This is a genomic window from Methylomonas albis (assembly GCF_014850955.1).
Classification (GTDB): domain Bacteria; phylum Pseudomonadota; class Gammaproteobacteria; order Methylococcales; family Methylomonadaceae; genus Methylomonas; species Methylomonas albis.
Genome location: NZ_JACXSS010000001.1, coordinates 4,609,411 through 4,632,360, shown reverse-complemented (window position 1 = coordinate 4,632,360; position 22,950 = coordinate 4,609,411). Strand labels below are relative to the sequence as shown.

At 50.9% G+C, this 22,950-nt stretch carries 22 protein-coding genes and 1 riboswitch; of the genes, 9 read left to right on the top strand and 13 right to left on the bottom strand.

The window, feature by feature from the left end:
* Nucleotides 1–27 precede the first annotated feature (27 nt).
* The 4 genes from proB to rplU form a co-directional block, all read right to left on the bottom strand.
* The gene (gene proB / locus EBA_RS20815) at nt 28–1,149 is read right to left on the bottom strand and encodes a glutamate 5-kinase (protein WP_192376491.1); all 1,122 of its coding nucleotides are present in this window, start codon (nt 1,147–1,149) and stop codon (nt 28–30) included.
* Nucleotides 1,136–2,194, bottom strand: coding sequence for an Obg family GTPase CgtA (gene cgtA / locus EBA_RS20810; RefSeq protein ID WP_192376490.1), 1,059 nt, complete (start codon nt 2,192–2,194; stop codon nt 1,136–1,138). The genes proB and cgtA overlap by 14 nt, the downstream gene beginning before the upstream one ends.
* An 81-nt stretch (nt 2,195–2,275) precedes the next feature.
* Entirely contained in the window at nt 2,276–2,533 is a 258-nt protein-coding gene (rpmA, locus tag EBA_RS20805; RefSeq protein WP_064037148.1) for a 50S ribosomal protein L27, read from the bottom strand.
* Between the two features lie 17 nt (nt 2,534–2,550).
* Entirely contained in the window at nt 2,551–2,862 is a 312-nt protein-coding gene (rplU, locus tag EBA_RS20800) for a 50S ribosomal protein L21 (protein ID WP_036272927.1), read from the bottom strand.
* Nucleotides 2,863–3,068: 206 nt separating this feature from the next.
* On the opposite strand from rplU, the gene ispB reads away from it, so the two are divergent.
* Complete coding sequence (gene ispB / locus EBA_RS20795; protein WP_192376489.1) at nt 3,069–4,073, top strand: octaprenyl diphosphate synthase; 1,005 nt, start codon at nt 3,069–3,071, stop codon at nt 4,071–4,073.
* Nucleotides 4,074–4,077: 4 nt separating this feature from the next.
* Here ispB and EBA_RS20790 read toward each other — a convergent pair whose 3' ends face one another.
* Nucleotides 4,078–4,671, bottom strand: coding sequence for a hypothetical protein (locus EBA_RS20790; protein WP_192376488.1), 594 nt, complete (start codon nt 4,669–4,671; stop codon nt 4,078–4,080).
* Nucleotides 4,672–4,704: 33 nt separating this feature from the next.
* Nucleotides 4,705–4,812, top strand: a riboswitch (TPP riboswitch).
* A gap of 32 nt (nt 4,813–4,844) precedes the next feature.
* Here EBA_RS20790 and thiC point away from each other — a divergent pair.
* The 7 genes from thiC (at nt 4,845) to yacG (ending at nt 12,382) form a co-directional block, all read left to right on the top strand.
* Complete coding sequence (thiC, locus tag EBA_RS20785) at nt 4,845–6,713, top strand: phosphomethylpyrimidine synthase ThiC (protein WP_192376487.1); 1,869 nt, start codon at nt 4,845–4,847, stop codon at nt 6,711–6,713.
* Between the two features lie 202 nt (nt 6,714–6,915).
* Entirely contained in the window at nt 6,916–8,631 is a 1,716-nt protein-coding gene (pilB, locus tag EBA_RS20780) for a type IV-A pilus assembly ATPase PilB (RefSeq protein ID WP_225616383.1), read from the top strand.
* A 2-nt stretch (nt 8,632–8,633) separates the two neighbouring features.
* Nucleotides 8,634–9,851, top strand: a complete 1,218-nt coding sequence (locus EBA_RS20775; protein WP_192376486.1) for a type II secretion system F family protein — start codon at nt 8,634–8,636, stop codon at nt 9,849–9,851.
* A gap of 76 nt (nt 9,852–9,927) precedes the next feature.
* Nucleotides 9,928–10,794 (top strand): prepilin peptidase, encoded by an 867-nt coding sequence (locus EBA_RS20770; RefSeq protein ID WP_192376485.1) that lies wholly within the window; start codon nt 9,928–9,930, stop codon nt 10,792–10,794.
* Between the two features lie 3 nt (nt 10,795–10,797).
* The gene (gene coaE / locus EBA_RS20765; protein ID WP_192376484.1) at nt 10,798–11,409 is read left to right on the top strand and encodes a dephospho-CoA kinase; all 612 of its coding nucleotides are present in this window, start codon (nt 10,798–10,800) and stop codon (nt 11,407–11,409) included.
* Nucleotides 11,406–12,179, top strand: a complete 774-nt coding sequence (zapD, locus tag EBA_RS20760; protein WP_192376483.1) for a cell division protein ZapD — start codon at nt 11,406–11,408, stop codon at nt 12,177–12,179. Before coaE ends, zapD begins: the two co-directional genes overlap by 4 nt.
* Nucleotides 12,180–12,199: 20 nt before the next feature.
* A complete protein-coding gene (gene yacG, locus EBA_RS20755) occupies nt 12,200–12,382 on the top strand; it encodes a DNA gyrase inhibitor YacG (protein ID WP_229427410.1) in 183 nt (60 codons plus the stop codon).
* Between the two features lie 134 nt (nt 12,383–12,516).
* Here yacG and EBA_RS20750 read toward each other — a convergent pair whose 3' ends face one another.
* The 8 genes from EBA_RS20750 to EBA_RS20715 form a co-directional block, all read right to left on the bottom strand.
* Nucleotides 12,517–13,461, bottom strand: coding sequence for a Nudix family hydrolase (locus tag EBA_RS20750; protein WP_192376481.1), 945 nt, complete (start codon nt 13,459–13,461; stop codon nt 12,517–12,519).
* Between the two features lie 13 nt (nt 13,462–13,474).
* Nucleotides 13,475–14,689, bottom strand: a complete 1,215-nt coding sequence (gene argJ / locus EBA_RS20745; RefSeq protein ID WP_192376480.1) for a bifunctional glutamate N-acetyltransferase/amino-acid acetyltransferase ArgJ — start codon at nt 14,687–14,689, stop codon at nt 13,475–13,477.
* Nucleotides 14,690–15,124: 435 nt separating this feature from the next.
* Nucleotides 15,125–15,583 (bottom strand): hypothetical protein, encoded by a 459-nt coding sequence (locus EBA_RS20740; RefSeq protein WP_192376479.1) that lies wholly within the window; start codon nt 15,581–15,583, stop codon nt 15,125–15,127.
* 267 nt (nt 15,584–15,850) lie between these two features.
* A complete protein-coding gene (locus EBA_RS20735) occupies nt 15,851–16,252 on the bottom strand; it encodes a hypothetical protein (protein ID WP_192376478.1) in 402 nt (133 codons plus the stop codon).
* A 431-nt stretch (nt 16,253–16,683) separates the two neighbouring features.
* Entirely contained in the window at nt 16,684–16,908 is a 225-nt protein-coding gene (locus EBA_RS20730) for a sulfurtransferase TusA family protein (protein ID WP_192376477.1), read from the bottom strand.
* Nucleotides 16,905–17,948, bottom strand: coding sequence for a tRNA (5-methylaminomethyl-2-thiouridylate)-methyltransferase (locus EBA_RS20725; RefSeq protein WP_192376476.1), 1,044 nt, complete (start codon nt 17,946–17,948; stop codon nt 16,905–16,907). The genes EBA_RS20730 and EBA_RS20725 overlap by 4 nt, the downstream gene beginning before the upstream one ends.
* A gap of 250 nt (nt 17,949–18,198) precedes the next feature.
* Entirely contained in the window at nt 18,199–18,831 is a 633-nt protein-coding gene (locus EBA_RS20720; protein WP_192376475.1) for a response regulator, read from the bottom strand.
* Complete coding sequence (locus tag EBA_RS20715; RefSeq protein WP_192376474.1) at nt 18,828–21,563, bottom strand: sensor histidine kinase; 2,736 nt, start codon at nt 21,561–21,563, stop codon at nt 18,828–18,830. The genes EBA_RS20720 and EBA_RS20715 overlap by 4 nt, the downstream gene beginning before the upstream one ends.
* Nucleotides 21,564–21,692: 129 nt before the next feature.
* On the opposite strand from EBA_RS20715, the gene EBA_RS20710 reads away from it, so the two are divergent.
* Entirely contained in the window at nt 21,693–22,850 is a 1,158-nt protein-coding gene (locus tag EBA_RS20710) for a PilT/PilU family type 4a pilus ATPase (protein WP_192376473.1), read from the top strand.
* The last annotated feature ends 100 nt before the right edge of the window (nt 22,851–22,950 follow it).

Below are 22,950 nucleotides of genomic sequence, written 5' to 3'. Positions count from 1 at the left end.
CTTGGCTGATTGCCGAGTCGGACGGGCTTAGACTAACACTAAGTTGTCGCGATGAATAAGTTCGTCTTCGTCAGAATAGCCCAGCAAAGTTTCGAATTCGCTGCTGGGTTTTCCGGCAATTTTAACTGCGTCTTCCGAGCCGTAATTGATTAAACCGCGGGCGATTTCGTTGCCTTGCAAATCCAGGCAAGACACCAGGTCGCCACGTTTAAACGAACCTTGCACGGCCTTTACGCCGACTGACAACAGGCTTTTGCCGGCATCTTTCAGAATTTTTACCGCGCCATCGTCCAATATCACACTGCCTTTTAGCTGTAATTGCCCGGCCAGCCATTGTTTGCGAGCGGCCAATGGTGCGATGTTCGGAATTAAATAAGTGCCTAATTCGTTACCGTTGAATACGGCAGGGATGACGTTGTCGATTTTGCCGGACACGATCACTGTGGCAGCGCCGGAGCGCGCGGCCAAGCGGGCGGCGCGGACTTTGGTGTACATGCCGCCGCGTCCCAGGCCGCTGATGCTGCCGCCCGCCACTTCATCAAGTAACGGTTCGTTCACGCTGATCTCGGATATCAGCTTGGCGTTTGGATTTAAGCTGGGGTTGGCGTCGAACAAGCCGGTCTGGTCGGTCAGAATGATCAGTAAATCGGCTTCTACCAGATTGGCGACCAATGCGCCTAGAGTGTCGTTGTCGCCGAAGCGAATTTCTTCGGTGGCGACCGCATCGTTCTCATTGATGACCGGCACGACACCGAAATCGAGCAAGGTGAGTAAAGTGCTGCGGGCATTCAAGTAGCGCTGGCGATCGGAAAGATCGTCATGGGTGAGAAGTACTTGTGCGGCTAGCACGTCGTGTAGCTGAAATTCATCTTCAAAGCGTCTGACCAAGCCCATTTGCCCTACTGAGGCGGCAGCTTGCAATTCATGCAAGGTTTTCGGGCGAGTTTTTAGCTTTAAACGGGACATGCCTTCCGCGACCGATCCGGAAGATACCAACACCACATCGACGCCTTGGCGTTTGAGTGCGGCCATTTGCGCGACCCAGCCGGCAATGGCTTGCTTGTTAAGGCCTCGTCCGCCGTCGGTTAGCAACGAGCTGCCGATTTTGACGACAACGCGCTGGGCTTGCGAAAACTCAGAACGGCTCATGGCGCGGCTCCGGTGCTTGCATATCTCGCTCGGCTTTTTGCTGGTCGAGGAAATCCATGATGGCGTACATCAGCGCTTGGGTGCCTTGGTTTTTTAATGCGGAAATCAGGAATACCGGGCCGTTCCAGCCGAGTTCGTCGACGATGGCTTGGCAGTGTTGCTCGACTTCGTCGTCGGGTACGTTGTCGATCTTATTCAATACCAGCCAGCGTGGCTTGCTGGACAGGTCGTCGCTCCATTTTTCCACTTCGTGGATGATTTTACGTGCTGCGCTAACGGGAGTTTCGTCGCTTTCATATGGGGCAATGTCGACGATATGCAGTAACAAGCCGGTTCTTGATAGATGTTTTAAGAATTGCAAACCAAGGCCGGCACCTTCTGCGGCGCCTTCGATCACGCCGGGGATGTCTGCGATCACGAAGCTGCGTAGATCATCCACTCTAACCACGCCCAGGTTGGGGTGTAAGGTTGTGAATGGGTAGTCGGCAACTTTGGGGCGTGCTGAAGAGACGGTGCGAATCAAGCTTGATTTGCCGGCATTCGGCATGCCCAGCAAGCCAACATCGGCGATGACCATTAATTCCAGTTTTAACATCCGGTGTTCGCCGGAGGAGCCTTTGCTGGTTTGTTGCGGCGCGCGATTGATGCTGCTCTTGAAGCGTGTGTTGCCCAGGCCGTGAAAGCCGCCTTTGGCAACCAATAATTGTTGGCCGGGTTTGGTCAGGTCGCCGATTTTTTCGCCGGTATTGGCCTCGTAAACGGTAGTGCCGGGGGGCACGGAGACGTAGCAGTCGTCGCCTTTCTTGCCTGTGCAGTCACAGCTTCCGCCGTTTTCGCCGCGCTGGGCGCGATGAGTCGAGTGATAGCGAAAGTCCACCAGGGTGTTGATGTTTTCGGTGGCAACCAAGTAGACGCTGCCGCCGTCGCCACCGTCGCCACCGTTGGGGCCGCCCAGGGGAATATATTTTTCGCGGCGGAATGAGGCTTTGCCATTGCCGCCGTCGCCTGCTTCTACGCGGATTTCCGCTTCGTCAACAAATCTCATAATTTACCGGTATAAACAAAAAAGCCCCGCTGAAAACGAGGCTTTTCCTTTCAGTTGTGCCAATTGGCACAGCCAAGAAATTTACGCTGCTGCAATGCTGACGTATTTACGGTTTTTCGGACCTTTTTCTTCAAAAACCACTTTACCGTCCATTGTTGCAAACAATGTGTGGTCTTTACCGATGCCAACATTGGTGCCGGGGTGGAATTGAGTGCCGCGTTGGCGAACCAGAATGTTGCCTGCTTTAACAACTTGGCCGCCAAAGCGTTTAACGCCAAGTCGTTGCGCTTGGGAGTCACGTCCGTTGCGAGTACTGCCGCCTGCCTTCTTATGAGCCATTTTCTATCCTCGTTATATTATGCAGAAATGCCAGTAATCTGGATTTCTGTGTAGTATTGACGATGCCCCATTTGTTTCATGTGGTGCTTACGTCTTCTGAATTTAATGATTCTGATTTTTTTGTGTCTGCCCTGGGAAACCACAGTTGCAGTCACTTTGCCGCCTTCGACAAATGGCTGACCTACTTTTATGGAGTCGCCTGATTGGACCATCAGCACTTTGTCAAACTCTACGCTGTCGCCTGCGCCCAACTCAAGTTTTTCTATTTTTAAGGTAGTACCCTCTGCGACCCGATACTGTTTACCACCTGTTTGAATTACCGCATACATCAGCGTAAGCTCCATCAAGCATGATCTGTTAATAGTGAACAGAGGATTATATTTTTAAATCGATCCGCAGTCAAACTTAAATTCCAGAGGAAACTACCTGTCCAACACCTGTTTGCTGGGAGTGCTATTGACACTACTCGGTATTATTCATAGCATGACCGGTTATTCACGTTATACGCTACCGAGCGACAAGTTCATAACATTACATGATAGCTAAAGTTTCAACGCCAGCGTCAGTCACTATAGACTTCGATTCAATCAAAAATTTAACCAGCGCGGAAACTCAAGCCGTCGACCGGTTGATTTTAGAGGAACTGAGCTCCGATGTTGTGCTGATTAATCAAATTGGGCATTACATAATTGGTAATGGTGGGAAAAGATTGCGGCCGATGTTGCTGTTATTGGCAGCAAAAGCTCTGGGCAGGGTTGATGATCATCATCTGATCTTGGCGGCAGTGATCGAATTCATTCATACCGCAACTTTATTGCACGACGATGTGGTGGACGAATCGGCTCTGCGTCGCGGCAAGGAGTCTGCGAATGCGGTGTGGGGCAACGCGGCTAGTGTGTTGGTAGGGGATTATTTGTACTCCAGCGCTTTCGAAATGATGGTGCGCACCGATAATATGCGGGTGATGGCAATTATGTCTAAAACCACTACCGCGATTGCCGAGGGTGAAGTGTTGCAATTATTGAATTGCAACAATCCGGAGACTAGTGAAGCCAGATATTTGGAAGTCATCGCCCGCAAAACCGCCATTTTGTTCAGCACAGCCACCCGCTTGGCGGCAGTCGTTTCAGCGACGGATCCCGCCATCGAAGAGGCGTTGGCAGTTTATGGACAGCAATTGGGTGTAGCGTTTCAGCTAATAGACGATGCGCTGGATTACAAAGCCAATAGCGAAGAACTGGGGAAAAATTTAGGCGACGATTTGGCTGAGGGTAAACCCACCTTGCCGTTGATCTATGCCATCCAGCATGGTAACGAGCAACAGGCTAAAATTGTGGTCGATGCGATTCGGCAAGGTTCGAGGGACGCGTTTAACGACGTTTACGAAGTCGTCAAAGCCACTAACGCCATAGAATATACCGAGCAATGTGCGGATAGGGCTGCCGAAAAGGCGATTGCGGCATTACAATGCTTGCCTGATTCCGAGTACAGGCATGCCCTGGAAGCGTTGGCGCGTTTCTCTGTACAGCGTAGTCACTGATTGTTTACAGTTTATCCGGCATGGCTGTTAATTGCTGGATGGACGACAGCAGCGGAGTATACAGTTTTTCGATTTTATCCAGTAGCTGTTGAAAAAATTCACCTACTTCGCCTGACTCTTGATCAGTATGAGCAGCAAACAGGTGTTGTTCCAATGTGCTAATTGGATCATTATCGATTAGGTCATCCAATATCTCCAGTATCTCGGAGTCTGCCAAAGTAGCGTTGAATTCTGCCTTTTTTAAGCCTGCTAATTGCCGGTTTAATGTCCCGACGTTTGTTTTTAGGCTTACTGCCAATTCATGTGTGTCTTCAAGCAAGGTTAAATCGCTAGTCAATAGCGCTAGCTGATTTGCCGATTCCTGTATTTCGCTCAGCAGGCGTTTGCTTTGTTTTTTTAGGGAAGTCATCTTTTCTCCTGGTTTTTTGACATAACCATTGATGTAGAAATAAAACCCAAGACTTAGCGCAGGTATATCGGCGGGTTCTTCGGCGATGGTTGCTATGATAGCAATAGAGCCGGCAGTACATCGAGAGTGTGTAAAACCCATTGTTTTATAAGCTTTTTGTGCTTGTTGGGCCTGGCTTCGTGCTTGCAATTGGCTCGATTATCATTTAACTTAGCAAGTCACCTGAAAGGCTAGGGGTGCTTTCCGCTGTATGCAAGCCCGGAAAGCTGAGAAAAACCCTTCGAACCTGAACCGGTTAACACCGGCGTAGGAAAGCCCTATCTTCCCTGCGCTTGCGATTTATTGAGATTTTGGAGATAAGCATGAGCGCTGTCCGCAATGAAATTACGACCGATACCGGTAGTAGCGTAAGAATCGATTCCTATCCCGCCTCGGAAAAAATTTATATCCAGGGCAGTCGCGCCGATATTCAAGTGCCGATGCGTAAAATCAGCATGTCGGATACCCCGGCCCACTTCGGCACGGAAAAAAATCCACCGATTTTTGTTTACGATACTTCCGGTGTTTACACCGATCCGAATGTGGATGTGAACTTGCACAAAGGTCTGGGTTCGATACGCGGTAACTGGATAACGGAACGCGGCGACACCGAATTACTGAGCGGTCCGACGTCCAAATACGGACACGAGCGCTTGCACGACCCGAAGACCGCGCATTTGCGGTTTGAATTGACTCGCAGTCCACGTCGCGCCAAAGCCGGGCACAATGTCTCGCAAATGCATTATGCCCGTAAAGGCATCATCACGCCGGAGATGGAATATATCGCCATCCGCGAAAACCAGAATCTTGAAGCGATGCGCGACCGTTACCAGGGCCAGCACCCAGGCTTTTCCTACGGTGCCAATATTCAATCCTTTATTACACCGGAGTTTGTCCGCTCGGAAGTCGCCAGAGGTCGGGCGATTATTCCAGCCAACATCAACCACCCTGAATTGGAGCCGATGATTATTGGTCGCAATTTCCTGGTCAAGATCAACGGCAACCTGGGTAATTCCGCGGTGACTTCTTCCATCGAAGAGGAAGTCGAAAAAATGTTGTGGGGTATCCGTTGGGGCGCTGACACCATCATGGATTTGTCCACCGGCAAAAACATCCACGAAACCCGCGAATGGATCTTGCGCAACTCGCCGGTGCCTATCGGCACGGTGCCGATTTACCAAGCGCTGGAAAAAGTGGATGGCAAAGCCGAAGAGCTGACTTGGGAGATCTTCCGCGATACGCTGATCGAACAAGCCGAGCAAGGGGTGGATTACTTCACCATCCACGCCGGCGTACGTTTGCATCACGTACCGCTGACTGCTAAACGCCTGACCGGCATCGTCTCGCGCGGCGGTTCGATCATGGCCAAATGGTGTTTGGCTCATCACACCGAAAGCTTCCTCTATACCCACTTTGAGGAAATCTGCGAAATCATGAAGGCCTACGACGTGTCCTTCTCGCTAGGTGATGGCTTGCGTCCGGGGTCGATCTACGACGCCAACGACGCCGCCCAGTTTGGCGAACTGGAAACTTTGGGCGAACTGACCCAAGTCGCCTGGAAACATGATGTGCAAACCATGATCGAAGGACCCGGCCATGTGCCGCTGCAAATGATCAAGGTCAATATGGATAAACAGCTTGAAGACTGTTTCGAAGCGCCGTTCTACACCCTGGGGCCTTTGACCACCGACATTGCGCCCGGCTATGACCACATCACCTCTGCAATCGGTGCCGCCAACATCGGCTGGTACGGTTGTGCGATGCTGTGCTACGTGACCCAGAAAGAACATTTAGGCCTGCCGAACAAGCAAGATGTGCGTGAAGGCATCGTCACTTACAAAATCGCCGCCCATGCTGCTGATTTGGCTAAAGGCCATCCCGGCGCGCAGATTCGTGACAATGCGATGTCCAAGGCCAGGTTCGAATTCCGGTGGGAAGATCAATTCAACATCGCCCTGGATCCAGAAAAAGCCCGCTCATTCCACGACGAAACCTTACCGAAAGATTCGGCCAAGGTCGCGCATTTTTGCTCGATGTGCGGTCCGCATTTCTGCTCGATGAAAATCACCCAGGACGTACGTAATTATGCTGAGCAAAAAGGCCTGGAAGAAGCGGAAGCCTTGAAAATGGGTATGGAAGAAAAATCCAAACAGTTCCTGGAAGAGGGCGCAGCGATTTACCACGAAGTCTAATTCTTGTCCCATTCGTCAGTAGTGCGGTCCTCTGCACTGCTGACGGTTCCAAGTGTTTGCCTGTTTGTAACGATAGTCTGGCGGCATGCCGATACAAGCGTGTGGTTGTCTCAAGCACGGCTTGATGAGTTTGGACAAAATCCTTACTTCATCTATAGTTGCAGCACATAGTTGCAGTAAAAACCAATCCAGACTTTTTTTCATGGCGACAGCACCTTCTAACATCCATTTCAGCGGCTTGGTCAAATGCCTGATTCAGAAAGGTTTGTTGACCGAAGAATCGGCGGCAACCTGCTTGCAGGAGGCGCAGAAGCGCAAACAAGCCTTCATCAGCTATTTGGTAGAGCACAAGTATACTGACAGTAAAACCGTGGCGGCACTGGCTTCAGCGGAGTTTGGCGTACCGTTTTTCGATCTGGATGCCATAGATCCTTCATTCTTGCCGATCAAGTTGGTCAGCGAGAAATTGATTCGCCAGCATCACGCCTTGCCCTTATTCAAACGCGGCAACCGCTTGTTTGTTGCAACCGCCGATCCGACCAATTTTCAGGCGCTGGACGAGATCAAGTTCCATACGCGGCACAATACCGAAAATATTCTGGTCGAAGAAGACAAGTTGATCAGAATGATAGACACAGCGCTGGAAGCGGCTGATACGTCGATGAAGGATCTGTTGGACGACGATCTGGACAATATCGATATATCCTCAGGTGACGATAGCAAACCAGCTGACGAAGCGATGGGCTCGGACATTGACGACGCGCCCATCGTGCGCTTTGTGAATAAGATTTTGCTGGATTCGATCAAACGCGGGGTGTCGGATATACACCTGGAGCCCTTCGAGAAAAAATTCCGTATCCGTTTTCGGGCTGACGGTATTTTGTCGGAAGTGGCCAGTCCGCCGGTAGGTATCTCTAACCGGATTATTTCCCGGCTGAAAGTCATGTCGCGCATGGACATCGCCGAACGGCGGGTACCGCAGGACGGCCGGATCAAGATGCAGATTTCCAAGAATCGGGCTATTGATTTTCGGGTTAACACCTGTCCGACGCTGTTCGGCGAAAAAGTGGTAATGCGGATTCTTGATCCAACCAGTGCGCAGATCGGTATCGAGAAGCTCGGTTTCGAACCCGAGCAGCAGAAAAACTTTTTGGAAGCGATCCATAAACCTTACGGCATGGTGTTGGTGACCGGGCCGACCGGTAGCGGTAAAACCGTATCGCTATATACCGGGCTAAATATTCTAAACAGCATCGAAACCAATATTTCCACCGCCGAAGATCCTGTAGAGATCACCGTGGAAGGTATCAATCAGGTCAACGTCAACCCTAAAGCTGGCCTGACCTTTGCCGAGGCGCTGCGGGCGTTTTTGCGGCAAGACCCTGACATCATTATGGTCGGCGAGATTCGCGACTTGGAAACCGCCAGTATTGCGGTTAAGGCTGCGCAGACTGGTCACATGGTGCTATCGACACTGCACACAAATGATGCGCCGCAAACCATCAACCGTCTGGTGCAAATGGGCATCGAGCCGTTCAATATCGTTTCCGCGGTGGTTTTGATCATGGCGCAGCGGCTAGCGCGGCGTTTATGCGAACATTGCAAGCAGGAAGTCGATTATCCGGAGAGTGCACTGTTATCGGCCGGCTTTAAGCAGGAAGAAATCGGTACGTTTAAAGTTTACGGCCCGGTGGGTTGCGAACATTGCAATAACGGCTACAAAGGCCGGGTGGGGATCTATCAGGTGATGCCCATTACCGAAAAAATGCGGGCGCTGATTTTGAATGGCGGCAACTCGATGCAAATGGCGGAATTGTCAAAATCTGAAGGTATCAACGATTTAAGAATGTCGGGGCTGTTAAAAATTAAGCAAGGCATTACCTCGCTGCAAGAAATTGACCGGGTCACCAAGGAATAATCATGGCAAAGCAAGAAGAGCAAATCGAGTTCAATTGGGACGGCTTTGATAGGCAAAACAAAAAAACCAAAGGCACGATCAGCGCCAAAAGCGAGGTGATCGCGCGCGCCGAATTGCGGCGGATGGGGATTCGGGTCATCGGTATCAAAGCCAAGTCCAAACCCTTGTTCAGTCCCAGAGTGCAGAAAATCACGCCCGGCGATATCGCGATATTTGCCAGGCAATTGGCTACCATGCTGGCGGCCGGCGTACCCCTGGTGCAATCGTTCGATATTATCGGCAAGGGGCACGACAACGCCAGCATGTCGGAGTTACTGCTAGCGATCAAAACCGACGTCGAAGGTGGCGATACCTTGGCGCAAGCCTTGAATCGCAAGCCGCTATATTTCGACGCCTTGTTCTGCAATCTGGTCGAAGCGGGCGAGCATGCCGGGGTCTTGGAGACCTTGCTGGATAAAATTGCGACCTATAAGGAAAAAACCGAATCCATCAAGAAGAAGGTTAAAAAAGCGCTAACCTACCCGATTGCTGTGTTGGTAGTTGCTTTTATCGTCACCGCGATTTTGCTGATTTTCGTAGTGCCGGTGTTCGAGGATTTGTTTAAAGGTTTTGGTGCGGACCTACCCGCTTTTACCCAATTCGTTATTGAGCTATCGGCCTGGGTGCAGGAATGGTGGTGGGCAGTGGTGGGCGTTATTGTTATTACCGCTTACGTATTTAATTATTTTAAAAAACGATCCAAAGCGTTTAACCATTTTCTGGATAAGACCTTACTAAAAATCCCGGTAGTGGGGATGATTTTGGAGAAGTCGGCCATCGCTCGTTTTGCCAGGACTCTTTCGACCATGTCGGCGGCCGGCGTGCCCTTGGTTGAAGCCTTGGTGTCGGTTGCGGGAGCCTGCGGCAATATCTTGTTTTACGAGGCGGTGATGGCTGTGCGCGACGACGTCTCCACCGGTCAGCAATTGAAATTTGCGCTGGAATCCACTGGCATGTTTCCCAACATGGTGGTGCAGATGGTGGCAATCGGTGAGGAGTCCGGTTCCATTGATGCCATGTTGGATAAGGTCGCGGATTTTTACGAAGAAGAGGTGGATAACCTGGTCGATAACTTGAGCAGTTTGATGGAGCCTATCATCATGGTGATCTTGGGTATCCTGGTCGGCGGTTTGATCGTCGCGATGTATCTGCCTATCTTCAAACTGGGCGCGGCAATTTAGCTTGTTTGCCATTCCCCGCTGCCGGCTAATGTAGCGCTCGGCAGCGGGGCCGAATTACACACAGTTTATCCCCACCATGGTTCTTGCCACTCTACAACAATATCCCCTATTTCTGATTAGCGTCGTTTGCGTGTTGGGCCTATTGGTCGGCAGTTTTCTGAACGTGGTGATCTATCGTTTGCCGGTCATGATGCAAGCCGGTTGGCGGCGCGAGTGTCAAGAATATCTGCAGTTGCCGCAGGACGAGGAAGCGGCAGTATTTAACCTGATGTTGCCAGCTTCGCACTGCCCATCGTGTAAAACCGAGATTAAAGCCTATCAAAATATTCCGGTCATCAGTTATCTGTTGTTGGGCGGCAAGTGTGCGAAATGCGGAGTAAAAATCGCCTGGCGTTACCCTTTGATCGAAGCGTTTACCGGTTTGTGTTCGGCTATAGTGGCCTGGCATTTCGGCTACGGCTGGGCGTTGGCGTTTGCACTGCCATTGACTTGGAGCTTGATCGCGCTGAGTTTTATCGATATTGATCAGCAACTGTTACCCGATTCGATCACCTTGCCGATGCTGTGGCTGGGTTTATTGCTAAGCCTGTTTGATATATACAGCAATAGCCAGGATGCGATTATCGGTGCGATTGCCGGCTATTTGAGTCTGTGGAGTGTTTATCAGCTTTTCAAGTTACTGACCGGTAAAGAAGGCATGGGTTACGGCGATTTCAAACTGCTGGCGCTGTTCGGTGCCTGGCTGGGTTGGCAATATCTGCCGCTGATTATTCTATTGTCATCGCTGGTGGGCGCGGTTGTCGGCATTACGATGATTGTGTTCGGTAAGCGCGATGCCGGCAAACCGATACCTTTTGGGCCGTATCTGGCCATGGCCGGTTGGTTGGCCATGCTGTTCGGAGCAGAGATGAATGCCTTATATTTGCATACTGCCGGTTTGTAGGCGATGCTGAAGATAGGTCTGACGGGTGGCATAGGCAGCGGTAAATCCACGGTCTGCCGTTTGTTTGCCGAGTTTGGTGTGCCCATTGTCGATGCAGATTTGATTGCCAGGCAGTTGGTAGAGCCTGGGAAGCCGGCCTTGTCGATGATCGCTGCGTCGTTCGGGCTACAGATGCTTAACCGGGACGGTAGCTTGAATCGCGCCAAGCTGCGCGATGCGGTATTTGCCGATGTGGATAGCAAGCGCGAACTCGACGGCATCATGCATCCTTTGGTGTATGCGCAAATCGCGGCCGATGTTAGCGCTTTAACCGCCGAATATTGCGTGATTGCCGTGCCGTTGTTACTGGAGTCGAAAAATGCTTATGCTATGGATCGGGTGTTGCTGGTCGATTGCCCGGTGGATGCACAAATAGCGCGGGTTATTGCGCGCGATAAGCTCACGCGCCAGCAAGTGCAAGCCATCATCGATAGCCAAATGTCGCGCCAAGAGCGTTTAAGCAAGGCGGACGATGTCGTCGAGAATATCGCCAGCCCCGAGCAACTTGCAGAACAGGTTAAAAGACTGCACAATTCCTACATTTTATTAGCCACCGTCAGGACACAATCGGCTTGAATACACAAACTATCTACGAATTCCCTCTTAATGAACGAATTCGGGTGTTTATGCGCTTGGAGCAACTCTTTCAACAGCTCAGTCACTTCATGTTGGGCGCTTCGGTTTTCGATAAACGCGCCGCTATTTCGGTTTTACTCGACATCCTGATGATATTCAGCCGCAGCGACTTGAAGTCGGAATTAATCAAGGAACTGGATAGACACACCAAAGTACTGAATCAACTGGCGCATAGTCATGGTGTTGACGACGAAAAACTGCAGGAAATTCTGCTTGAGCTGAATCAAGCCAGCCGCAATCTGTATAGCGCGAACGGCAAAATCGGCATCAGCGTGATGGAGAGCGATTTATTTCAAAGTATCTCACAGCGCAATTCCATACCCGGAGGCAGCTGTTCCTTTGATTTGCCGGCTTTTCATTATTGGCTGGAGCAACACGAAGCCGAGCAGCAAAAAGACCTGGAGCGCTGGACTCAGCCGTTCGTCGATATTCGGGTAGCCATCGATTTGATATTGGGCTTTATTCGGCAAAGCAGTATGCCGACTCAGGAACTGGCCAAGGCCGGATTTTTTCAATTGGCACTGGATAATAAAAATCATCCGGTGCAATTGCTACGGGTCGGGCTGGCTGCCGATACGCCTTGTTTTGCCGAAATTAGCGGCGGCAAGCATCGCTTCAGCATTCGCTTTATGAATCCGTCTGTCGATGAAAACCGGCCTGGACAGGTGCTCGACGATATTGAGTTCTCCTTGACCCGCTGTATGTTTTGATGGGCACGAATACTCAGCCGATGGTGGCATGCCCCACTTGCCGCAAACCGGTAGTCTGGACGGCTGCCGAAAAATTCAAGCCGTTCTGTTCCGAGCGTTGCAAAATGATCGATTTAGGCGATTGGGCTACCGAAGCCCATAAAATCCCTGGTCCACCCTTGCTTAGCGAAGACGACGACGGCGCGGATTTCGAATCCTACTAAGCCTATTTATGGCAAAAAATGTACCCAAACCAAGCATTTTTCCGTTCGCTTCGGCTCCGCTCAGCGAACGACATATTTCGCATTGCAAATGGGTACAAACTTTCTCAAAAATCACCTAAGCCGATTTTATCGGCCTAATCTGCCGCTAAAAATGCGCTGATGCCGGCCACACCTTGTGCGCCGGCTGCAAGTGCTCGATCCAGGTCACGCGGCCCCAATCCACCCAAAGCAAACACCGGTAAATTGATTTGATCGAGCAGTTCGGTCAAGGCTTGCCAGCCTAAGGGCGCGGCGTCCGGATGGGATGCGGTCGCTTGCACTGGCGCTAAAACCGCAAAATCCAGGCCTAGCGTTTCCGCGTGTCGCAGTTCATCGAGGTTATGACAAGACGCCGCTACCCAGCGATAGCCGTTTGGCCGTTCATGACTGGCTAGCAAGGCTCGGCTGCTTAAGTGTAGGCCTTGCGCATTGGCGGTATGGACCGGCAAGTCGGCGTTGACCAGCAAGCTGACTTGCTGCTGCAGGCAAAGCTGAGAAACTTGGTCCAATACACTTTGCAAATCGGCATGCGGCAAAGACTTGACCCGAAACTGCAGCAGTTTGATGCCAGTTGCCAAAATTCGTCGGCAATTGTCCCATGCTTCGGTAGCGCTGCGGCCTTCCAGAATGGCGTAATAGTGTGGGAGTTGCGCAGCGGCGATAATAGGCAGGTTGGCGGCGGGAAAGCTGAAGTCCTGCAGTTGTTCTACTTTAATCCAGCGCATCGCCTGGCCTTCGCAGCCTCTGGCCTGGCCGGCAAACCCCGTGACATTCCAAACATCCAGCAGCACATGCCTGTCACCGTAATCGTGCTTGATTTTGATCAGCGGTGCAGCGGTCTGTACCTCGATACCGAGTTCTTCCGCCAGTTCTCGGGCCAGTGCCTGTCTCACCGGTTCGCCGGGTTCCAGCTTGCCGCCCGGAAACTCCCACAAACCGCCTTGATGCGCGTGCTTGGCCCGTTGGGTAATCAAAATCCTGCCGTCGCCGTCGCGGATCACGCCGACCGCGACATGCAGGCGCTGGTTATGGGAGGACATGGTTTTTCCGCGCTTAGGTACGGTATTCCGCGTTGATTTTTACGTAATCGTAAGAAAAGTCGCAAGTCAGCACTTCCTCGCTAATCACGCCGCGACCTAGTCTGACGGTGACAACTATTTCCTCCTGATTCATCACGCGTTGGCCGTCTTGCTCGGTGTACGAGCGAGCTCTGCCGCCGTTTTCGACGATGCACACGGTGCCTAGATAAATTTCAATTTTATCCAGATCCATGTTTTCGACTCCCGCACGTCCGACAGCGGCCAGAATCCGGCCCCAGTTGGGGTCGCTGGCGAAGAAGGCGGTTTTAACCAGGGGCGAATGGGCGATGGTTTTAGCAACCTGAACCGCTTCGGCGCTGTCGCGCGCTTGTTCGACCACTATGCGCATCAGTTTGGTAGCGCCTTCGCCGTCGCGAATAATCAGTTCTGCCAGGCGTTTGCAAACCGACATCACGGCCTCGGCGAAGGTCGCATACTCTGTGGAGTCGGCCAAAATTTCCGGGGCTGCGCTGTTCCCGCTGGCCAATACCACGCAGGCGTCGTTAGTGGAGGTATCACCGTCCACGGTAATGCGATTAAAAGATTTTTCCGCTGCCGCAGACAAACATTGTTGTAACAAAGATTGTTCGATACTGGCATCGGTAGCCACAAAACCCAGCATGGTGGCCATATTGGGTTGGATCATGCCGGCGCCCTTGGAAATCCCGGTAATCGTCACCGGATGGCCGGCTATATGGATCACTGCCGATGCGCCCTTGGGGAAGGTGTCTGTCGTCATGATGGCGCGTGCGGCTTTATCCCAATGCGCTTCGGCCAAATTCGCGACGGCGCTCGGCAACGCTGTCGTGAGTTTTTCCACGGGAAGCGGTTCACCGATGACGCCGGTCGAGAACGGCAACACTTGTTGTGCCAAGGCCTCGACTTCGCCGGCCAGATTGGCGCAGCAGGCGAAGGCATCTTGCAGGCCTTGCTTGCCGGTGCCGGCATTGGCGTTGCCGGAATTGACCAGCAACCAGCGCGGGTTTTGCGACAAATGCGCTTTGGCGATATGCACCGGTGCCGCACAAAAGGCATTTTGGGTAAATACTGCTGCGCAGCTGCCACCGTCCGCCATTTCGATGACTAAAATATCGTCGCGGACGGTTTGCTTGATGCCGGCATTGCAGGTGCCGAGTTTGATGCCGGGAACGGCATGCATTTCAGGGAATGAGGTGTCTCCAACTGCCATTGTTTACCTTGTAAGACTGATTAACCGTTTTTGTTGTGTCGCTGTCGCGACGGTAATTTTAAAGTCGGGTCTCGGCCCGACAGCCGGGGTACTTTTCTTTGCTTGTCCAAAGAAAAGTACCCAAAAGAAAAGACACCCGGATGCCGCTTATTCCCTGCGCTCCGGAGCTTTTGAACGGGGTTGCCGAAAGGGGCTTCCTGCCCCTTCGGCAACGCGATGCATCCCTGCATCGCCCCTACGGGCTATTCCGCTCAAAAGCTCCGGTGCTCGGCGCGGCATACGGGACAAAACCGTCCCAGGATCAAAAGCCAAAGTGCTTTCTTCATCCGCCGTAGGGTGCATTAGCGATAGCGTAATGCACCGAATAATCGAAGACCAACATGCGGCGCAATACGGCTACGCCTATTGATGCCCTACAGATTGCGCCTTACCGCGTTACTTGCTAAAACTAGATTTAATAGAATTAACTAACCGATTACGTACCTCGGAACAATAATTAGCCGTTTCAATACGCGGATCATCCCTTTGGCATGATTTAAAAAAATCAAAATCACCGGCTTTCAATTCTTCTTCCGCCTTGCGTATATCACCATTGGCTTGGTAATAAAAAGAGTTTATCCAGCGATCATCACCATCCCAATATTTCCAAACACAGGGCGAGAATGTTTTACATTGCACAGGTGTTGTTTTTGACAATAGATGTGCCTTTAATGCGTCGCTATACAACCCAAGATCATAAAAAGCTGAAGCTTCTACTTCAAGAGAAGGCCCGTCAAGGAGCCCTTTGCGCTTTAGTTTTTCCGCAATTTTAATTACCTTAATGGGTTGATTCTTTAAATGTAGTTTTACATGCTCTTTGACGCACCCATCTTGCCTTAATTCATGTTGATTCATATGAATCAATGCTTCGAAATCTGGGCGTTTGCATGGATAAGCTGTTGGGCTAACCGTAAATAACACTGAAAGCGATACAACTAATTTCCGACTAAACATATATTGCTCTAACTTTTGTTAATCATAAGGTACGTGATACGTACCCTATAGGACTTTGATTGTTACATAAGCGCTATCGCGGCAACGTGATCTACCGGGCTTCGGGTGGCCATGCGCAAGCGATGCGGAGTCTATTGCATCTGATCTCATGGCCTTGTTAGGCACTTTCTAATTGGAAAAGCCAAGATCGGCTTCACTCTGCGTGATGTAACCGCAAAACCTACCTGTTCCAAGATTCTCTGCTTTGTTCAACGGAAAATCATAAAGGTCGAGCAAGAGCTGTTCTACGTACTTGGCCTTTCTGTTGGCGATGTCAATAAATGTAAAATAGACGATATTATCTTCGGTGAATCCCTTGTTTTTGGCGTGATCGAAGATTCGCTTTTTCACGAAACCTTTACCTACATAAAGCGCCCTTGCATGAAATCGATCATGCTTGGGACAATAATCGTTTTTCTCCCAAAGCAAATAGACGCCATCATTTTCTGAAATCGGCCACGCCCCATTTTTTAGATCATCGAAACCACAGAACCAGCCTAAATTCGAATGCGCTAAATCTTTCGCTGACACTTCGATTAGAGTTTCCTCGGAGATTATCTCATCGAATTCGTGCCCTTCCGCGCTACAGCAACAATCGCATTCTGTGTAACAAGTCATATTGCGCCTAACGAGTATTTAATGGTTTCTGCATATCGTCCAGTGTTCGCAAATAAATCGTTCATTTCTGTCACGACGGTTTTTCCTCCCGTATGCCGCGCCGAGCACCGGAGCTTTCGGCGGGAATAGCCCGTAGGGGTGCGGCAGGGATGCCGCACATCGACAGAGGGGCAGGAAGCCCCTTCTGTCGATCCCCGTCGAAAGCTTCGGCGCGCAGGATCAAAGCGGCATCCGGGTCGCCTTTTCTTTGGATACTTTCTTTTGGCGATGCAAAAGAAAGTATCTCGGCTGTCGGGCCGAGACCCGACATCAAATTAATCCGTCGCGATAGCGACACAACCAACTTAGCCCACTTCCAACACAATCACATACTCACCATCGACAACTCGTGTATCCAAAACCCGATGCCCATTAATCCGACACCAAGCCGGAATATCCTGCATCACACCGGGATCGGTACATTCCACCGTCAACACGTCGCCGGCTTGCAGGGTTTTGACCTTGTCCTGAGTGCGGATCACCGGCAGCGGGCAGAGCAGGCGGCGGGCGTTCAAAACATGTTCACTCATACGAACCAAGCCTCCGGAATTTCGTCGGCGAGCAAGGGCTTAACGAACACATTGCGCTCATTGCCTTCGCGATCACGAATGGTCACTTCCACCTGCTCGGCTTCGCGGCCTTGGCCGTAGCGCGCGGTAATCTGCGCCGCCTGCAGCAGATCGTCTTCGCTAGGCGTGCCGTCGATCAAGGCCAGCGGGCCGCGATGGCTGGCGCAGTTCATGCTGACAAACACTTTTTTATAGCCACTCATGAAGCGGGCTTCGCCGTCCTCGCGAGCCACGATGACTTTGAAATGCGGTTTGGGGCGAATATGTCTGCCCACTTTCAACAGCATCACGTCGTCCAGATCGTAATCGCGTTCGCCGCGCGCTTTCCACAAATCCACCAGTTTTAACGAATAAGCTTCGTCGGTTAAAAAGCAGCAGCCGCCGGCTGGTTGCGCGTAGTCGGTAAAGCCGTATTCCCTTGCCAGTTCCATTTGCGGTTTGCGGGAGCGGCCGCTGAAGCCGAACAGCTTGTCGCGGCTGATCCAGCCTTCGCGTTCCGGTAAGGTGGCGGGTAAGTTTTGAGCGGATAAGGGTCTGACCAGTAAATCGTCGGCTCCGGATTCGGCGGCGACGATGGGCATGGTTTGCTTGCGCTGCGACATGGGCCGTTGGCCGACCACTTCGCCGGTGATGATGAAATCGAAGCCGTTTTCCTGCATCCACTGTTTGGCCTTATTCACCATGAAAATCTTGCAGTCCAGGCAGGGGTTCAGGTTGGCGCCGTAGCCGTGCTTGGGGTTGAGCAGTACTTGCTTGTATTCTTCGATAATATCGATGATGTGCAGTTTGATGCCCAGCTGCTCGGCAACCCATAACGAGTTGTTACGCTTGACCTTATCGGTGTCTTGTTTGCGAATGGCGTGGGTGTGGCCTTCCACGCAAAAGCCGGTGAAAAAGTTGATGCCCTCGACGTGGATGCCTTGCTCCATAATGGCCTGGCTGGCCAGCATGGAATCCAGGCCGCCGGAAATCAGCGCCACTGCTTTTCTTTGTTGACTCATAAATCAGATGTCTAGCAGGAAAAACGGCGCATTATACTGCGGATTGCAGCAAGATGCGGCTGCTAGGCGCGCTGTCCGGTAATTAATTTGGCAAATACCTGCGGAGAAAACCGCAGAAAAACAGCGGTTTGATGCTTGTTGATGTCCAATTTGTCGGCCGCTATGACCGGCTTCTCGATGGTGTCGCAATAGCTTCAAATTCTAAACTGGCCAACCGTTAAAACAGTTCTATTTGTATCAGGCAATGGGGTTATATATTTAGCCGATGTGCATCGTAGTAGCGGATCAATTCGGCGTTATTGCTGATGTGCAACTTTTCAAACAACCGAGCTTTGTAAGTACTGACGGTCTTATTGCTAATGGACAGGTCGCGGCCGATGTCGTTTAGGCTTTGACCCTTGGCCAGTAACTGTAAGATTTGAAACTCGCGTTCGGATAATTTCTCATGGGGTTTGCTTTGCACCGAACCTTCGAATTCAAACACCATCTTTTCGGCAAGTTTAGGGTCGATATAACGGCCGCCGGCGGCCACCCGGCGAATGGCAATCAGCAATGTTTCCGGATCGTTATCCTTGGTCAAATAGCCGTTCGCGCCTGCTTTTAACGCGCGAGAGACGATTTGCAATTCGTTGTGCATGCTCAAAATTAGGATGGGTAAGTCCGGATATTTGCCGCGAATGAGACTAATCATTTCCACGCCGCCGAGATCGGGCATGGTTAAATCCAGTAACACCAGGTCTACAGCGTTTTCATTGAGAAAACTCAGCAATTGCTGGCTGTTTTCCGCTTCTCCCGCGACGGTTATATCCATGGAGAGCGCGAACAGTTGTTTGAGGCCGCCACGCACAATGGCATGGTCGTCGGCGATAATGAGTTGAATCATAGTTCTTGTCTGGTAGGGTTAACCGGGATCCGCACCTGGATGGAGGTGCCTTGGCCCGGGACGCTGGAAATATTTGTTTCTCCGCCCAACATTAGGGAGCGTTCCCGTATGCCAATCAGGCCAAAAGATTTGGTCTTATTGGGTGCGTTGGCGTCAAAGCCGCGACCATTATCGTAAATTTCCAGGCAATAGTGGCCGGAATCTAAGTTTACCGAAACGCTTACCTTGCTGGCAGCGGCATGCCGCAGCACATTGGTCAGCGATTCCTGGGCGATTCGAAAAATCACGATTGCACATTCCTCGTCCATATTGAAATCATCTTCCGAATAAGACAGATCACACTGAATGCCGGATTGTTCCGAGAATTTTCTTGCCAGCCACTCCAAAGCCGGCACTACACCCATTTCTATCGCCGAGGGGCGTAAAGACGTTGCCACATCGCGGGTAACCTGAATGGTTTGGTCCAGTAACTCCATGATGTTGCGGATTTGGTCAGACAATCCCTGGTTATTGATGGCGAATTTGATGCGCAGCAGCGAAATTTCCATTCGCAATGCGGTCAGCATTTGCCCCAGTTCGTCATGAACTTCGCGAGCCATGCGTTTGCGTTCTTCTTCTCTGGCTTTTTCCCGGCGTGCTGCCAGTTGCCGCAATTGCAAACGGGACGATTCCAGGTTTTTTTCTATCTCCTTCAGTTCGGTGATGTCCTGAGAGGTTCCAATGTAGCGCACCAAGCTACCGTCACCGGCAAATTCAGGTTCGGCGCGCCGCCTTAGCCATTTTACTTTACCGTTCGTCAGGATGCGGTGTTGGATGTCGTAAGGTTCACCCTGCATAGCTGCCTGCCAGGTTTTTTGAACAAACACACGATCATCCGGATGTACACAGGCCAGGAAATCCTCATAAGTTATCGGAGTACCCAACGGTGTGTCGAAAATCCGGTAATTTTCATCCGACCACTTCAGAGAGTTCTCTCCAATATCCAATGACCAGCTGCCCAAATGAGCCTGCGCTTGGGCATTTGCGAGATGGGCTTCACTTTCACGTAAGGCGTTTTCGATCAACTTGAAATTGGTGACGTCAATATTCACCCCGACAATTTTTTGCGCGTCGCTTTTGGGATTGCCGGCTATGATTGCCGAAGCCTGAATGAAACGTAATGCGCCGTCGCTTTTCCGGCGAATTCTAAACTCCCAGTGTTCCTCTTGTTGGTCTCGAATCAAATTGCGGAGTTTGGCTTCGGCATGCGGTAAATCTTCGGCAAGCACTAGGTCCGCCCAGGTTTGGTAATCGATAGGTGTACCCGGCGGAATGCCAAAAATCTGGTACATGCGTTCATCCCAATCCGCAACAGCCAAGCTCAGATTCCATTCGCAAATTCCGATTGCCGCTGCTTTGGTGGCCAGACGCAAACGTTCGCTGTAATTACGCAGTTGTTCTTCCGCACCGCGGCTTGCGGTTATATCTCGGGCCAAGCCGATGGTGCCCAGAACACTATCCTTGTTGTCGATGATGGGCGCTTTAATCGTTTCAGTCCAAGTTTCCCGCCCAGCGTCGAAAGCTCTCTCGGTTAACGATACTTGTTGTCGAGTGCTCATTACCTCGCGATCAACCGCCAAATAATGCTTAGCCAGGTCCTCGGGCCAAATGTCGAAATCGGTAACATCGGCTAAATCTTGCAGATTGTCGATGTTCACGGCTTGCAGCCAATGCTTGTTTGCATGAATATATTTGCCGTCTTTGTCCTTCATCCAGGCTAAAAACGGCAGGCTATCGTACATGGCTTGCAGGCTGGCTTCCGACTCGCCGATACGTTTTTGCACGAATTTCAACTCGGTAATATCGGTGACCAATACGAAAAACCCTTTTACTTGTTCTTCTGGGCCATCGGGCAAATAAGCGGTTTGGGTATAGCGTGTTTCACCCGAAAAATTAACAATGGTACGCTCGAAATATTGGGCTTGTCCGCCGAGCACAGCATCGATAAACGGTTTATTCAGCACATATAACTGGTCGCCAATGACTTCGCGTATATGTTTGCCAAGCAAGTTTTCGGCGCTAAAGCCGAACCATTCTTCATAGGCTCTATTACCAAATTTGTTGATAAGATTTTTGTCCCAGTAGCCGATCATTGCGGGCATATGATTGAGTACGGAGCGCAAAATCTGTTGGCTCTCTAAAATTGCAGCCTCTTTTTCCAGCAGTAAATTTTCGGCATACTCGCTAATGGCAATAGCGTTGGCCAGGGTGTTTGCCGAATTAGGGATACTGTTGATCGCATCCCTAGGGGAGGTGTCGGTAGCGGCAAGCACCGCGAGCCATGCCGATATAACGCCGTTCCGATCCGGCAGGCCTCGACCGCTAACGCTGACGGGAACTTCGGTGCCGTTGGCGCGTTTCACAAGTAATTCGATAGTCTCAGTCATGCTGCTATTCGCCGTCTTAAAACACGGTAGATGCTCGATTGGAAAGGGCGTGACGCCATCGGGTGAAAATAGGTAATGCCGATTGCCCCAAACTGCCGGCAGGTTGAGGTTTGAGCGAATGCCTAGCAACAGCTCGGCCGCTCTGTTGATGCCGATGACCGTGAATGTGGCGTCGAAAACGATAACGGCTTCCTTAATGCTGTCGATGATTCCGTATAGCAAGTCGGTCTCATATTCAAATTGAGTTAAGTTGAGTCGGCTATTGGGCATCTCGACGAATCCGGAATAGTTAAGGGATGCAAGCATAAACGAGAGCTTGTTGTTTTTGGCAAAGAAATTTACGCAAATCCAAGGGTGTGAGCGAATGCTAACTCGGCTTCACTTGTCGGTGTATTGGCCTACACTTTGGGCATTATCAATTCGAGAATCGCCCGTATGGAATTTAAAGACTATCTAAAAATCCTGGTTCAGCACGATGGTTCGGATCTGTATCTGACGGCTGGCGCTCCACCGGCGGCTAAGTTTCAAGGTACTTTAAAACCGCTGGAAAACATTAAACTCAGCCGCGAGCGCATCAAGGAAATTGCCGATGGCATCATGGATGCCGAGCAACGCGCCTCTTTCGAGCATGTGCCGGAAATGAATCTGGCCATTTCCGAAGAAGGCATTGGTCGGTTTCGGGTGAATATTTTCAAACAGCGCAATTGCTATGCGTTGGTGATTCGTAACATCAAGGTGGATATTCCCAGTGCCGACGCCTTGGGTTTGCCGCAAATCCTGAAAGATAAAATCATGGAAAAGCGCGGGCTGATTTTGTTCGTCGGCGGCACCGGTTCCGGTAAATCGACATCCTTGGCAGCCTTGATAGACTATCGCAACAGCAATTCCTCCGGTCATATCATCACCATTGAAGATCCGATTGAGTTTGTACATCCGCATAAAAAATCCTTAGTGAATCAACGCGAAGTGGGTGTTGATACTCTCAGTTATGAAGATGCGTTGAAAAACACCTTGCGGCAGGCGCCGGATGTGATTCTGATCGGCGAAATTCGCAGTCAGGAGACCATGGAACACGCCTTGGCTTTTGCTGAAACCGGCCATCTGTGTTTGTCCACGCTACACGCCAACAACGCCAATCAGGCATTGGACCGTATCATCAACTTTTTCCCGGAAGAGCGCCGGTCCCAGTTGTTGATGGACTTGTCCTTGAATCTGCAAGCGTTTATTTCGCAACGTCTGGTACCCACTGTCGAAGGCAAACGAGTGGCGGCTATCGAAATTTTGCTGGGTACTAAGTTGGTCAGCGATTTAATCCATAAAGGCGATATTCACGCTATTAAGGAAGCCATGGAAAAATCCGAAAATATTGGCATGCAAACCTTCGATAGCCATTTACTGAAACTATACAAAAGCGGCGTGATTACCTTGGACGAGGCCTTGCGCAACTCCGATTCGCCGAACAATTTAAAACTGAAAATCAACCTGAGCGAAGGTTTGGGATCGGCTACCAAACAGCCCGGTTCGATGGCTGGCAGTCTTGCCTTGGAAGAAATCAGCAAGAAAGAGGGCGATGAAGATGGTGGGGGGCATTAAGCAAATCCTGAAGGATACGCATAAAAGTCCTTACTTTGGGGTTCCAGCGAAAGCGGGGCTCAGGAAAGTTAGAAGACTGCATTCCTTCTGTTGTGCCTTG

Excerpts from the sequence above, each read along its gene's own strand:
- argJ (WP_192376480.1), bottom strand. The coding sequence starts at position 14,689 with ATGGCAGTTGGAGACACCTCATTCCCTGAAATGCATGCCGTTCCCGGC.
- EBA_RS20720 (WP_192376475.1), bottom strand. The coding sequence starts at position 18,831 with ATGATTCAACTCATTATCGCCGACGACCATGCCATTGTGCGTGGCGGC.
- ispB (WP_192376489.1), top strand. The coding sequence starts at position 3,069 with ATGATAGCTAAAGTTTCAACGCCAGCGTCAGTCACTATAGACTTCGAT.
- proB (WP_192376491.1), bottom strand. The coding sequence starts at position 1,149 with ATGAGCCGTTCTGAGTTTTCGCAAGCCCAGCGCGTTGTCGTCAAAATC.
- EBA_RS20740 (WP_192376479.1), bottom strand. The coding sequence starts at position 15,583 with ATGAATCAACATGAATTAAGGCAAGATGGGTGCGTCAAAGAGCATGTA.
- EBA_RS20710 (WP_192376473.1), top strand. The coding sequence starts at position 21,693 with ATGGAATTTAAAGACTATCTAAAAATCCTGGTTCAGCACGATGGTTCG.
- yacG (WP_229427410.1), top strand. The coding sequence starts at position 12,200 with ATGGTGGCATGCCCCACTTGCCGCAAACCGGTAGTCTGGACGGCTGCC.
- EBA_RS20725 (WP_192376476.1), bottom strand. The coding sequence starts at position 17,948 with ATGAGTCAACAAAGAAAAGCAGTGGCGCTGATTTCCGGCGGCCTGGAT.
- coaE (WP_192376484.1), top strand. The coding sequence starts at position 10,798 with ATGCTGAAGATAGGTCTGACGGGTGGCATAGGCAGCGGTAAATCCACG.
- rpmA (WP_064037148.1), bottom strand. The coding sequence starts at position 2,533 with ATGGCTCATAAGAAGGCAGGCGGCAGTACTCGCAACGGACGTGACTCC.
- EBA_RS20750 (WP_192376481.1), bottom strand. The coding sequence starts at position 13,461 with ATGTCCTCCCATAACCAGCGCCTGCATGTCGCGGTCGGCGTGATCCGC.
- EBA_RS20770 (WP_192376485.1), top strand. The coding sequence starts at position 9,928 with ATGGTTCTTGCCACTCTACAACAATATCCCCTATTTCTGATTAGCGTC.
- pilB (WP_225616383.1), top strand. The coding sequence starts at position 6,916 with ATGGCGACAGCACCTTCTAACATCCATTTCAGCGGCTTGGTCAAATGC.
- EBA_RS20715 (WP_192376474.1), bottom strand. The coding sequence starts at position 21,563 with ATGCTTGCATCCCTTAACTATTCCGGATTCGTCGAGATGCCCAATAGC.
- EBA_RS20775 (WP_192376486.1), top strand. The coding sequence starts at position 8,634 with ATGGCAAAGCAAGAAGAGCAAATCGAGTTCAATTGGGACGGCTTTGAT.
- cgtA (WP_192376490.1), bottom strand. The coding sequence starts at position 2,194 with ATGAGATTTGTTGACGAAGCGGAAATCCGCGTAGAAGCAGGCGACGGC.
- rplU (WP_036272927.1), bottom strand. The coding sequence starts at position 2,862 with ATGTATGCGGTAATTCAAACAGGTGGTAAACAGTATCGGGTCGCAGAG.
- EBA_RS20730 (WP_192376477.1), bottom strand. The coding sequence starts at position 16,908 with ATGAGTGAACATGTTTTGAACGCCCGCCGCCTGCTCTGCCCGCTGCCG.
- thiC (WP_192376487.1), top strand. The coding sequence starts at position 4,845 with ATGAGCGCTGTCCGCAATGAAATTACGACCGATACCGGTAGTAGCGTA.